General features: G+C 52.8%; 8 protein-coding genes, 3 tRNA genes and 3 rRNA genes. 2 read left to right on the top strand and 12 right to left on the bottom strand.

Features of this window, described 5'->3' with window-relative positions; all coding sequences use genetic code 11:
• Window positions 1-2: 2 nt before the first annotated feature.
• Window positions 3-1,139, bottom strand: a complete 1,137-nt coding sequence (locus DB847_RS21105) for an MlaE family ABC transporter permease (RefSeq protein WP_108652443.1) — start codon at window positions 1,137-1,139, stop codon at window positions 3-5.
• Between the two features lie 457 nt (window positions 1,140-1,596).
• Here DB847_RS21105 and DB847_RS21110 point away from each other — a divergent pair, with 457 nt between their 5' ends.
• Window positions 1,597-2,454, top strand: a complete 858-nt coding sequence (locus DB847_RS21110; protein WP_108652444.1) for an MIP/aquaporin family protein — start codon at window positions 1,597-1,599, stop codon at window positions 2,452-2,454.
• Between the two features lie 19 nt (window positions 2,455-2,473).
• Window positions 2,474-3,991: a glycerol kinase GlpK gene (gene glpK, locus DB847_RS21115; protein ID WP_108652445.1), complete on the top strand. Its 1,518-nt coding sequence runs from the start codon at window positions 2,474-2,476 to the stop codon at window positions 3,989-3,991.
• An 82-nt stretch (window positions 3,992-4,073) separates the two neighbouring features.
• On the opposite strand, the gene DB847_RS21120 is transcribed toward glpK, so the two are convergent.
• The 11 genes from DB847_RS21120 to DB847_RS21175 all read right to left on the bottom strand — a co-directional run bounded on the left by DB847_RS21120 (window position 4,074) and on the right by DB847_RS21175 (window position 14,836).
• Window positions 4,074-4,520: an LA_2272 family surface repeat-containing protein gene (locus tag DB847_RS21120; RefSeq protein WP_108652446.1), complete on the bottom strand. Its 447-nt coding sequence runs from the start codon at window positions 4,518-4,520 to the stop codon at window positions 4,074-4,076.
• A 267-nt stretch (window positions 4,521-4,787) separates the two neighbouring features.
• Window positions 4,788-5,681, bottom strand: coding sequence for a GNAT family N-acetyltransferase (locus DB847_RS25830; RefSeq protein WP_234418456.1), 894 nt, complete (start codon window positions 5,679-5,681; stop codon window positions 4,788-4,790).
• 30 nt (window positions 5,682-5,711) lie between these two features.
• Window positions 5,712-6,449, bottom strand: a complete 738-nt coding sequence (gene rlmB, locus DB847_RS21135) for a 23S rRNA (guanosine(2251)-2'-O)-methyltransferase RlmB (protein WP_108652447.1) — start codon at window positions 6,447-6,449, stop codon at window positions 5,712-5,714.
• A complete protein-coding gene (gene rnr, locus DB847_RS21140; protein ID WP_108652448.1) occupies window positions 6,446-8,842 on the bottom strand; it encodes a ribonuclease R in 2,397 nt (798 codons plus the stop codon). Before rnr ends, rlmB begins: the two co-directional genes overlap by 4 nt.
• Before the next feature lie 383 nt (window positions 8,843-9,225).
• The gene (locus tag DB847_RS21145) at window positions 9,226-9,483 is read right to left on the bottom strand and encodes a hypothetical protein (protein ID WP_108652449.1); all 258 of its coding nucleotides are present in this window, start codon (window positions 9,481-9,483) and stop codon (window positions 9,226-9,228) included.
• Between the two features lie 141 nt (window positions 9,484-9,624).
• A tRNA-Asp gene (locus DB847_RS21150) sits at window positions 9,625-9,701 on the bottom strand.
• 9 nt (window positions 9,702-9,710) lie between these two features.
• Window positions 9,711-9,825, bottom strand: a 5S ribosomal RNA gene (gene rrf, locus DB847_RS21155).
• Between the two features lie 71 nt (window positions 9,826-9,896).
• A 23S ribosomal RNA gene (locus tag DB847_RS21160) occupies window positions 9,897-12,785 on the bottom strand.
• 194 nt (window positions 12,786-12,979) lie between these two features.
• Window positions 12,980-13,055 (bottom strand) — tRNA-Ala (locus DB847_RS21165).
• Between the two features lie 97 nt (window positions 13,056-13,152).
• Window positions 13,153-13,229 (bottom strand) — tRNA-Ile (locus DB847_RS21170).
• A gap of 66 nt (window positions 13,230-13,295) precedes the next feature.
• Window positions 13,296-14,836, bottom strand: a 16S ribosomal RNA gene (locus DB847_RS21175).
• The 16S, 23S and 5S rRNA genes sit together here with 3 tRNA genes alongside, the layout of an rRNA operon.
• Between the last annotated feature and the right edge of the window lie 251 nt (window positions 14,837-15,087).

The following is a 15,087-nucleotide window of genomic DNA, read 5'->3' on the forward strand; positions in this document are numbered from 1 at the left end:
GCTTATACTCCGGTAGTACTGAAAATTATCGAGAAGATCGCATCAGTAATGATAATAAAGAAGATGGCATAAACCACGCTGCGAGTCGTTTCTTCACCAATACTATTGGCATCCCCCTTAACCTTAAGCCCCCGGTAACATGCCACCGCCGCAATAATGATCGCAAAGACCGGAGTCTTGATGAGGCCGATCGCGTAGTGCTTGACGGCAACCGTCTTGCCAAACTGAATCAGAAACTCAGAAAAACTAAGTCCCAGAACCGCCTTAGACATCAACATGCCTCCCAGGATACTAGCGACATCGGCCAGTACCACCAGCAGAGGCAGAGCAATCATCAGGCCTGCGATACGCGGCATCACCAGACGCTTAATCGGTGAGAGGCCGAAGGTCTGCAGGGCATCCACCTCCTCCTGGACCTTCATGGTTCCTATCTGGGCAGCGAAGGCCGCCCCCGAGCGCCCCGCAACGATTATCGAGGTGATAAGCGGGGCAAACTCCCGCAACACCGAGACACCCAACAGATTGACCACAAAGATATTGGCGCCATAGGTCGCCAGCTGTGGTCCCATCTGGTAAGCCAGTACTACTCCTATCAGAAATGACAACAAACAGACGATACCTATCGCCTGATAGCCGGAGTTATACACCACATCCATCACCAGCCGTCCCCGCACTTTCCAGGGCGCCCTGGCAGTTTCAAACAGGGTCTGGCCTATCTGGCCAACAAAGCCGACAAAAGAGACAAAGTCTTTGATGTGCTGACTGGTTTTGACACCAATCTGGTAGGCGATCTCAAATTGATGGGTTTTACCGTTGCGGGTCTTCTCAAAGGTACTGTTATCCGCGACCAGCTTAAACAGTATCCCCTGCTTGGGGCTTAACAACAGATCGATTTCACTCGCCTGCTTCTCCTTTAATCGTCCCTGGAGTTCATTGATAAAATAGGCACCTGTCGTATCTAACCTGCCAATCTCCCTGGCATCGATCTCTTGGATCGGCATATCCGGGTCCAGGGTCTCGATGAGGTTTTTGGCGATCCCCTGCCAGGTCCAGTTACCCGTGAGCTTGATCCGGCCCTCATTGACGGTGAAATTAGCAACATTTCTCTCTAACCGGTTATTCTCAATATCTTTATGCATACCCTGGCACGCTGCGGCTCATCTCTACCCATGATTAAATACATGCACCCATAAGAATGCAACAACTGACGCTGCAGCATACTCCTTTAATCCGGCACGCGACATCTTTATAAATCCTCAACCATTTAACAAAAAACCAACATCCGAGGGCTATCAAAAATCCTCACTTTTCAGCGGGAAATAATTACCTCGAATTTGTGATCTGAAACAGGTATCTCATTTGTGTTTTCTTTACTTTCGTAATCGAACACAGTTAGGAAGGACTCGCTCAAAACGAAATGACAGGGTTGAAGTGATGGAGCCCGCATTTTCTAAAATCGTGGGCCAAATGTTCTGGACTTGTTACAAAAAATAAGCAAAATCAAAGACCGTTTGATTTTGATAGAAAAAGCTCACTCAGTGAGCAAAATCGAACATTTAAACTCACGTGATGGAAACAACACAAAAGGACAACCCTATGAGCTTGAAAAGCCAGGATAATCTCTTGGGAGAGTGTATTGCCGAGTTTCTTGGGACAGGTTTATTGATATTTTTTGGTGCCGGCTGTGTCGCAGCCAAGGTGCTCTCCGGGGCTGAATTTGGCCAGTGGGAGATCAGTATTACCTGGGGATTGGGTGTGGCGATCGCTATCTATGTTGCAGGTGGTGTCTCCGGTGCTCATATCAATCCGGCAGTCACCCTTGCTCTTGCCGCGTTTAAAGGCTTCGAAAAACGCAAAATTATTCCCTATATCATCGCCCAGGTTGCCGGAGCTTTCTGCGCTGCCGCCCTGGTCTACTTCCTCTATATGAATCTGTTCCATGACTGGGAGACAACCAACCACGTGGTGCGTGGTAGTGCCGCCAGCCTGCAAACCGCCGGCATATTCTCCACCTATCCTTACCACTCCCTGAGTAATTTTCACGCATTTCTGGTTGAGCTGACCATTACAGCCGTCCTGATGATGGGGATCCTGGCACTGACAGATGATAACAATGGTGCTCCCAAGGGAATGGCTGCGGCCCTGCTCATCGGTCTGCTGATCGCCGTCATCGGTGCGTCCATCGGCCCGCTGACTGGCTTTGCGATGAACCCTGCCCGTGACTTTGGCCCGAAACTCTTTACTTATCTGGCAGGATGGGGTGATATCGCTCTCAGCGGAGGGCGAGCAGACCCATACTTCTGGGTCCCCATTTTAGGCCCCATAGTCGGAGCCCAGGTTGGCGCCTTCATCTACCTGAAGCTGGTTAGCCCCTATCTTCCAGCTCACCGCCGTCCAACCAGCGAAACCAATGACAAGGCTACCGACTCAACTCATATCAGCCACAATGCCTGATAGACATGGAGAATAAGCAATGACCGAGGAAAAAAAATATATCGTCGCTCTGGATCAGGGTACCACCTCTTCCCGTGCGGTGATCTTTGATAAAAATGCACGCATTGTCGGCGTTTCACAGCATGAGTTTACCCAGATCTACCCACAATCGGGCTGGGTTGAGCATGATGCCATGGAGATCTGGGCCAGCCAGAGCGGCACTCTGACCGAGGTCCTGGCAAAATCAAATATCGGCAGCCATGAAATTGCAGCCATAGGGATCACCAACCAGCGTGAGACCGTGGTGGTGTGGAACAAAGAGACCGGGCGCCCCATCTATAACGCCATCGTTTGGCAATGTCGCCGCACCACAGAGACCTGTGATCAGCTCAAGGCCGATGGTCTTGAGGACTACATCCGCGACAATACCGGCCTGGTGGTTGATCCCTATTTTTCCGGCACCAAGCTCAAGTGGATCCTGGATAACGTCGAGGGCGCTCGTGAGCAGGCGATGCGTGGTGAGCTGCTGTTTGGCACCATAGATACCTGGCTGGTGTGGAAGATGACTCAGGGACGGGTGCATGTCACCGATTACACCAATGCCTCCCGTACCATGCTGTTCAACATCAATACCCTGGAGTGGGATGAGAAGATGCTGGATCACTTGGGGATCCCGGTATCCATGCTTCCAGAGGTTAAGGCTTCCAGTGAGGTATATGGCCAAACCAACATCGGTGGTAAGGGGGGAACCCGGATCCCTATCTCCGGAATCGCAGGCGATCAACAGGCGGCTCTGTTTGGTCAGCTCTGCGTGCATAAAGGGATGGCTAAAAACACCTATGGCACCGGCTGCTTCTTGCTGATGAATACAGGTGATAAGCCGGTCAAGAGCCAAAATGGCCTGCTCACCACCCTAGCCGTTGGCCCCAAAGGCGAGGTCAACTATGCCCTGGAAGGCTCGGTCTTCATGGGTGGCGCTACCGTACAATGGCTGCGTGATGAGCTCAAGCTGATTCACGACACCGCCGATAGTGGTTATTTTGCCAGCCGGGTCAAAGACACGGCCGGGCTCTACCTGGTGCCCGCCTTTGTTGGCCTGGGTGCCCCCTATTGGGATCCCGATGCCCGTGGAACCCTGATCGGTCTGACCCGCGGAACCAACCGCAATCACATTATTCGGGCTGCCCTGGAGTCGATCGCCTATCAGAGCCGGGATGTTCTGGAGGTGATGCAGCAGGATTCGGGCCTGAAGCTTCCCACCCTTAAGGTCGATGGTGGCGCCGTAGCCAATGACTTCCTGATGCAGTTCCAGGCCGATATCATAGGCACCCGGGTAGTACGCCCCACCCTGATCGAATCAACCGCCCTGGGTGCAGCCTATCTGGCAGGTTTGGCTGTTGGCTTCTGGGAGAGCACCGCCGAGCTTGAAAATAACCTGCAGGTCGATGCAAGCTTTACCCCTGAGCTGGAGCGTGGCGAAAGAGATAAACGTTACCGGGGCTGGAAGCGAGCCGTGGAGCGCTCACTTGCCTGGCACCAGGAAGATAACCAAGAGTAATTCATCAGGGGGCGAAAGCCCCCTTTTTTGATGCTGGCAAACCCGACCTTTCAACCGGGTGAGCCCATGAAACCTGAGTGGCTTAGAAACGACCGTTGATAATCGGGAATACCGGTAGATCCTTACTGACAAAGGTGCCTGACTTATCATAGTTGATGAGGCCAATCTGCACCCCTTTCTCGATATGGTTGGTGCCATTGATCAGGCCAAACTGCAATCCTGTCAGGTTATCCGCAAAGTTAACAAAACCGAGCTGAGCTCCCTTCAACGGCCCCTGATTCAGGTTTAGCAGGCCAAACTGGGCACCTGTGTAAGCGCCTCCCGTGTAGTTCATCAGGCCCAGGCTGGCGCCGGTTGCCGTATTATCATTCCAGTTGACCAGGCCAAGCTGAGCACCCGTCATGTCGGCCCGGTTGCGGTTTGCTCCAAAAAAACCAAACTGTAACCCCTTAAACTGGTTCACATCCGACAGACCAAACAGGGCAAAGTCCACACCGGACACCTTATCGGTTTGTCCATAGAGCAGCACCAGCCGCCCCCCTCTACATTGTCATTAGGAAAGTTCTTGTTGGGAACCGACAGCTGTACGGGCTGAGTTTGTTGAGTTGGTTGAGCTGGCTCAGCAGCCATAGCCGAGGCGGATGCCAATGCTAACAGGGCGAGGGTCACGGGTCTGAGTTTCATTTTATTATCCTGGATTGTTTGTCTGTCGGAAATATCAACGGCAACTTTCAGTAGTAACACTGAAAGCTGCCGTCACAAACTAAAAACCAGCTAACCGATGAAAGGGAGGGTCTCAGTCGAAATTCAGCTCCATCATCTGATGGGGTAACCCGGCCTCTTCAAACTCACTGCCGTAGGCCTTAAAGCCAAGCTGCTGATAGAAGTCGATCGCATGGCACTGGGCCCCCAGATAGACCCTGGGGAGCTGCTGGAGGCGGGCCGACTCAATGAGAGTCTCGACCACCAGACGCCCTACACCGCTGCCCCTATGAGCTTTTAAGACGGCAATCCGCCCGATATGTCCATCGGACTGCATCCTGCCGGTGGCGACAGGAGTCTCCCCCTCATAGACCAGCACCTGGGTTGAAGCCGGATCCAGCCCATCGAGGTCGATGGCGGCATCAATTCCCTGCTCCAGGGTAAATACCTGCTCCCGAACATAGGCGATCGCTTCAGCATTCTGACCCGAAAAATCGACAACCCTGGCTTCGAGCTGTCCCTGGGAGCAGAGAAGCATCATCTTGTGGGGGATCCCATCCTCCAGCTCCTCTTCACCTGCAACCCTGAATTCATGCTGCAGGTAAAAGTCCTCAAGATAGCTCTGGGCATGGGCCCCGATATTAGAGCTTGGCCACAGCCGACGACACTCAGCAACCCCACGCTCCAGCAGGTGATGGGCGATCCCCTGGCCCCGCTGTGCGGGCGACACCACCACCCGACCGATCATCGCCTGGTTATACTCAGCGGACACGGGAGCCAGCAGGCGTAGGTAGCCAACCAGGGTCTCCCCCTGCCAACCACACAGATGATAAGTTCCCGAGAGGCGGTCCTGACCATCGGGATCCAGATAGGCACACTGCTGCTCGACAACAAACACCTGGCTACGAAGTGCCAATATCTGATAAAGCTCTTCTGGACTTAGCTCGCAAAAGCGCTGACAACTCCAGCGCAGCTCCTGACTGTGCATCGCTCAACTTCTCCCCGGGAAATCTGAAATTTACACTCTACGCTGACGCACCGCCTCAAACAAGCAAACCCCGGTGGCGACCGAGACATTAAGGCTGGAGACAGCGCCAGCCATAGGGATCCGAATCAACTGATCGCAGCACTCCCGGGTCAGGCGGCGCATCCCTTTCTCCTCGGCTCCCATCACCAGAGCCATGGGCCCGGTGAGCTGGGCCTGATAAAGCTCAACATCCGTCTCTCCTGCAGTGCCCACAATCCAGATCCCTCGCTCCTGGAGAGATCTGAGAGTCCGGGCCAGGTTAGTCACCTGAATGAAGGGAACAGATTCAGCCGCACCGCAGGCCACTTTGCGGGCGGTACCACTCAGACCGCCTGATTTATCCTTAGGCACCACCACAGCCGTGACACCCACCGCATCGGCGCTGCGCAGACAAGCTCCAATGTTGTGGGGATCGGTCACCCCATCAAGCACCAACAACAGCGGAGATTCACTCTTATCAAGCAGCTCCTCCAGATCCTGTTCATTGAGCCTTGGCGCCTCACGTAATCTCAACATGATCCCCTGGTGACGACCTCCTTTGGCTTTGTCATCCAGGTTCTTGCGTGACATGGTCTGAATCGAAACCCCATAGGCTTTAAGCTGCTCGAGCAGCGGCATCAGCCGCTGATCGAGGCGTCCCTGCATCACAAAAGCCTCAATGATCCGCTCCGGGCTTCTCTCTATGGCACTGCTGGCGGCATGGATGCCGAAAATTAATTCATGACTCATTTGCTACTCTTTTTTACCTGCTTGCTGCTTTTGCGCCGTGGGCGCTTGTTGCTACTCTCTGTTGATCTCTTTTTTGGCGCTTTCTTTTCGGAAGTGCTGCTACGACGTTTGGTGGAGGCTCTCGCCCCCTTCTCCTTTTCGGCACCAGATGTTTTAACAGGCTTTGCTGAGCTCTTGCCAGGCCGGGAGCGACGCTGCTTACCCTTATCTTCACCCACCAACTCAAAGTCAATCTTGCGATCCTCCGGATCGGCCCGCACCACCTTGACCCTGAGCTCATCACCGAGACGATAGACACGGCGGAAACTCTCACCGATCAGAGATTGGCGCTGCGGATCAAACTGGTAGTAATCGTTCTGCAGGCTGGAGACATGGACCAAGCCATCGATATGCAGCTCCCTGAGTCTCACAAAAAAGCCAAAGCCGGTCACCGCCGCGATTACCCCATCAAACTCAAGGCCGACATGATCCTGCATGAATTCACACTTGAGGCGATCCGAAACCTCGCGGGTCGCATCATCGGCGCGCCGCTCCGTCATTGAGCAGTGCTCCCCCAAGCCATCGGTCTCATCATGCTGGTAGTTAAAGCCACCATCCGAGGTCCACTTCTTCTTAAACAGCCCCTGCTCTTTCTTAAACAGATACTTGATGGCCCGGTGCAGAATCAGATCCGGATAGCGGCGGATCGGTGAAGTAAAATGTGCATAGGCGGTTAATGCCAACCCAAAGTGCCCCTCGTTTGAACCCTCATAGATAGCCTGCTTCATCGAACGCAGCAGCATGGTCTGAATTAGTTCGGCATCGGGGCGTCCCTCGATCTTGCGAGCCAGTTCGGCAAAATCCTTCGGCTGGGGCTGGTTGCCACCATTGAGAGATAATCCGAGCTCCCCTAAGAAGCTATGGAATGCCGTTAACTTCTCCTCACCCGGGCGGGCATGGGTACGGAACAAAGCCGCTGCCTTATGCTTATCCACGTAGCGAGCTGCCGCTATGTTTGCCAGGATCATGCACTCTTCGATGAGCTTGTGCGCATCATTACGCACCAGGGGCACGATATGATCGATTTTACGCTCGGCATTAAAGATAAAGCGCGTTTCCTGGGATTCAAACTCCATCGCACCCCGCACCTTACGGGCCGCATTCAAAGCCTGATAGAGGTTATGCAGCTCCTCGATATGTGGAACCAGGGGCGCATACTGCTCACGTAGCTCCTTATCCCCCTCCAGCATCGCCGCTACCTTGGTATAGGTCAGCCGCGCATGAGAGTTCATCACCGCAGGATAAAACTTGTACCCGGAAAGCCGACCCGCCTTAGAGACTGTCATCTCACAGACCATACACAGGCGATCAACTTTGGGGTTCAGCGAACACAGGCCATTGGAGAGCACCTCGGGTAACATGGGGACCACCTGATCAGGAAAATAGACCGAGTTACCCCGGGTATAAGCTTCCTTATCTAAAGCGGTGCCAAGCTTCACATAATGAGAGACATCGGCAATGGCAACCCACAGCCGCCAGCCACCAAGGCGCTTTCGCTCACAGAAAACAGCATCATCAAAGTCCCGGGCATCTTCGCCATCAATGGTGACCAGTGGCAGCTCTCGCAGATCCATCCGATCTTTCTTGGCCGATTCCGGTACCTCCTCCTTAAGACCTTTGACAGCCTTGGTGACCTCCTCGGGCCAGGTATGGGGAATGCCGTGAGTGCGCAGGGCCATCTCGGTTTCCATCCCCGGCGCCATCTGCTCGCCCAGCACCTCGGTGATCCGCCCGACCGCATTGCGCCGGCGCGATGGCCGGTGGATCAGCTCAACAACCACGATCTGGCTTTGACGAGCACCCCGGTTCTCTTCGGGCGGAATGATAATATCCTGACAGATCCTCTGATCATCAGGCACCACCATGCCAATCCCATCTTCAATGAAGTAGCGACCTACGATCTCATTTTCCCGGCTCTTGAGGACCCGCACCAGGCGAGCCTCCTTCTTGCCGCGGTAACTCTCACCATTGGCCTGAGCCAGGATGTAGTCACCGTGCATCAGCTGCTCCATCTCCCGTGCCGATAAAAAGAGATCGCCCTCTCCATCGTCCGGGCGGAAAAAGCCATAGCCATCCCTATGCCCCATCACATATCCCTGGAGCATATTCAGTCGTGACGGAAGCGCATAGCAGCGACTGCGGGTAAATACCAGCTGGCCATCACGCTCCATCGCTCGCAATCGATAGCGCAGGGCCTTGGTCTGCTCCTCCTCTTCGAGCTTGAGCAGTTTAACCAGCTGATCAAAGCTGGCAGGGGCTTTTCGCTCCTCAATCATTTGCAGAATAAATTCGCGACTGGGGATCGGGTTTTCGTATTTCTGAGCCTCTCGCTCAAAGTGGGGATCGGCTGGCATAAGATACTCGCTTTTGAAGGTCGGTCATTACTATAAATGTATGCCACACAGCGGATCTATGATGGCAGGCAGTAGATATTGGATTGCACCGCAACCCATTTATTTTCGTCATATAAATTTTTTCTTGGTCCTTTTCGGATTCTGTTTCGGAGCAACAAAGGCTGCTGCTGCGATACACACCAAGATCGCTATCAGCCCTATCAGCTCAAATATTTCAGTTCCCATCACATCAGAGCCTCCTGAAAGTCATCTCAAGAGTGCCTGAATTCGGGCAGGGAATCACCCGTTGATTATAAAAAACACTCGGCTTGAACCGCTTTTTACGCTTTTTATCAGGCAAGCTCAACCTTTTGTGAGATATTCGGCGATTTAGCTTACCTGAGTTAACCTCGTCCGCGAACTAAAGGGGGACGAGGCACCGGCTTCACGACTCTTTGCTCACGCTGTTGCACCGGGCTGACGCCTTGAATATCGCCACACTCAGCCTCGATACAGTGAGGTGTGACGCCGGGCTTCACAACCTGAGGTGTATGGGTTGGCTGGCCTCTTTGTGGTGCTCCACCCATTCGGCCTGGCATCGCAAATGCCGCCAGGCAGATAAACAGCCCGCCACACGCTATCAATAACTTGAGCCTGAACATAGTGCACACTCCTCGGCCATGACTAAGTTAAGCATGGTTCGCCGCTGAGGTTCTGGCGAGGTCGTCTGAGAGATTCAGGGTAAGTTTGATATAGGGATGATATGCAAAAAAGCCCCAACCTTTCGGCTGGGGCTTTCGATATGGCGGAGCGGACGGGACTCGAACCCGCGACCCCCGGCGTGACAGGCCGGTATTCTAACCAACTGAACTACCGCTCCAAAATCAAAGTCTGGCGATGACCTACTCTCACATGGGAACCCCCACACTACCATCGGCGCTACGGCGTTTCACTTCTGAGTTCGGAATGGGATCAGGTGGGGCCACCGCGCTATGGTCGCCAGACAAAAAACTTAAATCCAGAAAGTGATTAATTCGTTCTTAAGACACACAAGCGTCTCTCACTTGGGTGTTGTATGGTTAAGCCTCTCGGGTCATTAGTACAGGTTAGCTCAACGCCTCACAACGCTTACACACCCTGCCTATCAACGTCCTAGTCTCGGACGGCCCTTCAGAAGACTTATAGTCTTAGGGATGACTCATCTTGAGGCCTGCTTCCCGCTTAGATGCTTTCAGCGGTTATCAGTTCCACACGTAGCTACCGGGCAGTGCCACTGGCGTGACAACCCGAACACCAGAGGTGTGTTCACTCCGGTCCTCTCGTACTAGGAGCAACTCCTCTCAATCATCCAACGCCCACGGCAGATAGGGACCGAACTGTCTCACGACGTTCTGAACCCAGCTCGCGTACCACTTTAAATGGCGAACAGCCATACCCTTGGGACCTGCTCCAGCCCCAGGATGTGATGAGCCGACATCGAGGTGCCAAACACCGCCGTCGATATGAACTCTTGGGCGGTATCAGCCTGTTATCCCCGGAGTACCTTTTATCCGTTGAGCGATGGCCCTTCCATTCAGAACCACCGGATCACTATGACCTACTTTCGTACCTGCTCGACGTGTCTGTCTCGCAGTTAAGCGGGCTTATGCCATTGCACTAACCGTACGATGTCCGACCGTACTTAGCCCACCTTCGTGCTCCTCCGTTACTCTTTGGGAGGAGACCGCCCCAGTCAAACTACCCACCAGACACTGTCCCTAATCCAGATAATGGACCGAGGTTAGAACATCAAACATGCAAGGGTGGTATTTCAAGGATGGCTCCACGATAACTGGCGTTACCGCTTCGAAGCCTCCCACCTATCCTGCACATGCAGGCTCAATGTTCAGTGCCAAGCTGTAGTAAAGGTTCACGGGGTCTTTCCGTCTAGCCGCGGGTACACTGCATCTTCACAGCGATTTCAATTTCACTGAGTCTCGGGTGGAGACAGCGTGGCCATGGTTACACCATTCGTGCAGGTCGGAACTTACCCGACAAGGAATTTCGCTACCTTAGGACCGTTATAGTTACGGCCGCCGTTTACCGGGGCTTCGATCAACCGCTTCTCCCGAGGGATAACGACATCAATTAACCTTCCGGCACCGGGCAGGTGTCACACCGTATACGTCCTCTTTCGAGTTTGCACAGTGCTGTGTTTTTGATAAACAGTCCCAGCCACCTGGTCACTGCGACCACCGACAGCTCCATCCGCAAGGGACTTCACCATCAGCGGCGTACCTTCTCCCGAAGTTACGGTACTATTTTGCCTAGTTCCTTCACCCGAGTTCTCTCAAGCGCCTTGGTATTCTCTACCCGACCACCTGTGTCGGTTTGGGGTACGATTCTCTGTAATCTGAAGCTTAGAAGCTTTTCCCGGAAGCAGGGTATCAATGGCTTCCATCCCGTAGGATGTTCGTCTCGTGTCTCAGCCTAATGAGCGTCCGGATTTACCTAAACACTCAGCCTACGCACTTTCACCAGGACAACCAACGCCTGGCCCACCTAACCTTCTCCGTCCCTCCATCGCAATTACAGCGAGTACAGGAATATTAACCTGTTTCCCATCGACTACGCCTTTCGGCCTCGCCTTAGGGGTCGACTCACCCTGCCCCGATTAACGTTGGACAGGAACCCTTGGTCTTTCGGCGTGGAGGTTTTTCACCCCCATTATCGTTACTCATGTCAGCATTCGCACTTCTGATACCTCCAGCAGACTTCTCAATCCACCTTCACAGGCTTACAGAACGCTCCCCTACCCAGCATAACTAGTATGCTGCCGCAGCTTCGGTGTATCACTTAGCCCCGTTACATCTTCCGCGCAGGCCGACTCGACCAGTGAGCTATTACGCTTTCTTTAAATGATGGCTGCTTCTAAGCCAACATCCTGGCTGTCTGGGCCTTCCCACATCGTTTCCCACTTAGTGATAACTTTGGGACCTTAGCTGGCGGTCTGGGTTGTTTCCCTCTCCACAACGAACGTTAGCACCCGCTGTGTGTCTCCCGGATAGTACTTATTGGTATTCGGAGTTTGCATCGGGTTGGTAAGTCGGGATGACCCCTAGCCGAAACAGTGCTCTACCCCAATAGTATTCGTCCGAGGCGCTACCTAAATAGCTTTCGGGGAGAACCAGCTATCTCCCGGTTTGATTGGCCTTTCACCCCCAGCCACAGGTCATCCCCTAACTTTGCAACGTTAGTGGGTTCGGTCCTCCAGTTGATGTTACTCAACCTTCAACCTGCCCATGGCTAGATCACCGGGTTTCGGGTCTACTCCCAGCGACTATTCGCCCAGTTAAGACTCGGTTTCCCTACGGCTCCCCTATTCGGTTAACCTCGCCACTGAAAGTAACTCGCTGACCCATTATACAAAAGGTACGCAGTCACACCCCGAAGGATGCTCCCACTGCTTGTACGTACACGGTTTCAGGTTCTATTTCACTCCCCTCACAGGGGTTCTTTTCGCCTTTCCCTCACGGTACTGGTTCACTATCGGTCAATCAGGAGTATTTAGCCTTGGAGGATGGTCCCCCATGTTCAGTCAAGATACCACGTGTCCCGACCTACTCGATTTCATTCAATATTCGCTTACGTGTACGGGGCTATCACCCTCTATCGCCGGACTTTCCAGACCGTTCCACTTGCTCATATCAAACTTAAGGGCTAATCCCCGTTCGCTCGCCGCTACTTAGGGAATCTCGGTTGATTTCTTTTCCTCCGGGTACTTAGATGTTTCAGTTCCCCGGGTTCGCCTCTACATGCCTATGTATTCAGCATGAGATACTCACTAAAGTGAGTGGGTTTCCCCATTCGGACATGGTTGGCTATAACGCTTCTTACCAGCTCACCAACCCTTTTCGCAGGTTAGCACGTCCTTCATCGCCTCTGATTGCCAAGGCATCCACCGTGTACGCTTAGTCACTTAACCATACAACCCCAAATGAACTCAGGGTCATAAAGCAACTAATGTATTAGTTGTTTTCCGCCTCAAGTTTCCAAGACACTTGTTATGTCTAAAGAACTTTGAATTTAATCAGCTTTCCAGATTTTTAAAGAACAAGACTTTCTATACAAGAAAAGTCACAGAGATACATCAATGCATCTCTCTGACTTCTCGAGAATTGGTGGAGCTATGCGGGATCGAACCGCAGACCTCCTGCGTGCAAAGCAGGCGCTCTCCCAGCTGAGCTATAGCCCCAACTCTATGTCATACCAATTCCTTTCGAGACAAGGCATGAAATGAGGACGCTTAGTTCACTAAGCGACGATTTTCATAACGATGCATCGGAATGAATTGGTGGGTCTGAGTAGATTTGAACTACCGACCTCACCCTTATCAGGGGTGCGCTCTAACCAACTGAGCTACAGACCCATAGAAACTCTTATATAAATCGAACAGTACAATCTGTGTGGACACTAGCATGATAAAGCGCATAGGTAAGGAGGTGATCCAACCCCAGGTTCCCCTAGGGTTACCTTGTTACGACTTCACCCCAGTCATGAATCACAAAGTGGTAAGCGCCCTCCCGAAGGTTAAGCTACCTACTTCTTTTGCAACCCACTCCCATGGTGTGACGGGCGGTGTGTACAAGGCCCGGGAACGTATTCACCGTGACATTCTGATTCACGATTACTAGCGATTCCGACTTCATGGAGTCGAGTTGCAGACTCCAATCCGGACTACGACGGACTTTATGGGATTCGCTTACTCTCGCAAGTTCGCTGCCCTTTGTATCCGCCATTGTAGCACGTGTGTAGCCCACCCCGTAAGGGCCATGATGACTTGACGTCGTCCCCACCTTCCTCCGGTTTATCACCGGCAGTCTCCACAGAGTCCCCAACTTAATGATGGTAACTGTGAACAAGGGTTGCGCTCGTTGCGGGACTTAACCCAACATCTCACGACACGAGCTGACGACAGCCATGCAGCACCTGTATCTGAGTTCCCGAAGGCACTAATCCATCTCTGGAAAATTCTCAGTATGTCAAGGGGTGGTAAGGTTCTTCGCGTTGCATCGAATTAAACCACATGCTCCACCGCTTGTGCGGGCCCCCGTCAATTCATTTGAGTTTTAACCTTGCGGCCGTACTCCCCAGGCGGTCAACTTAACGCGTTAGCTCCGAAACCCACAACTTATAGTCACAAGCTTCAAGTTGACATCGTTTACAGCGTGGACTACCAGGGTATCTAATCCTGTTTGCTCCCCACGCTTTCGCATCTGAGTGTCAGTCTCTGACCAGGGGGCCGCCTTCGCCACTGGTATTCCTTCCGATCTCTACGCATTTCACCGCTACACCGGAAATTCTACCCCCCTCTCCAGGACTCTAGTCTGCCAGTTCCAAATGCTATTCCGGGGTTGAGCCCCGGGCTTTCACATCTGGCTTAACAAACCACCTGCATGCGCTTTACGCCCAGTAATTCCGATTAACGCTTGCACCCTCCGTATTACCGCGGCTGCTGGCACGGAGTTAGCCGGTGCTTCTTCTGCGAGTAACGTCACAGATGCGCAGTATTAATACGCACCCTTTCCTCCTCGCTGAAAGTGCTTTACAACCCGAAGGCCTTCTTCACACACGCGGCATGGCTGCATCAGGGTTTCCCCCATTGTGCAATATTCCCCACTGCTGCCTCCCGTAGGAGTCTGGGCCGTGTCTCAGTCCCAGTGTGGCTGATCATCCTCTCAAACCAGCTAGAGATCGTCGCCTTGGTGAGCCCTTACCTCACCAACTAGCTAATCTCACATAGACTCATCCAATCGCAAGAGGCCCGAAGGTCCCCCTCTTTCCCCCGAAGGGCTTATGCGGTATTAGCCACCGTTTCCAGTGGTTATCCCCCTCAACTGGGCAGATTTCTATGCATTACTCACCCGTCCGCCGCTCGACGCCGAAGTAGCAAGCTACTTCTCGTTTCCGCTCGACTTGCATGTGTTAGGCCTGCCGCCAGCGTTCAATCTGAGCCATGATCAAACTCTTCAATTTAAATCATTGCTCTCTTTAATCACTGAATTAACTTATATAGTCACTCAACAATATAAAGAGATAAAATATGTTTTATCGCTTTAACTCATTGCGAGTGCCCACACAGATTGCCTGTTCTAATTTTTAAAGAGCGTTGCTTCTTCTCGAAGCAGGACGAGCATTCTACCCGTTCCGAATTTTGAGTCAAGCCGTTTGTTTCAACTTTTTGACCTCGTCGCCAGTGCGCTTGGCACTGCCTGACAACGGAAGCG

It is taken from the genome of Dongshaea marina, from assembly GCF_003072645.1.
Classification (GTDB): Bacteria; Pseudomonadota; Gammaproteobacteria; order Enterobacterales; family Aeromonadaceae; genus Dongshaea; species Dongshaea marina.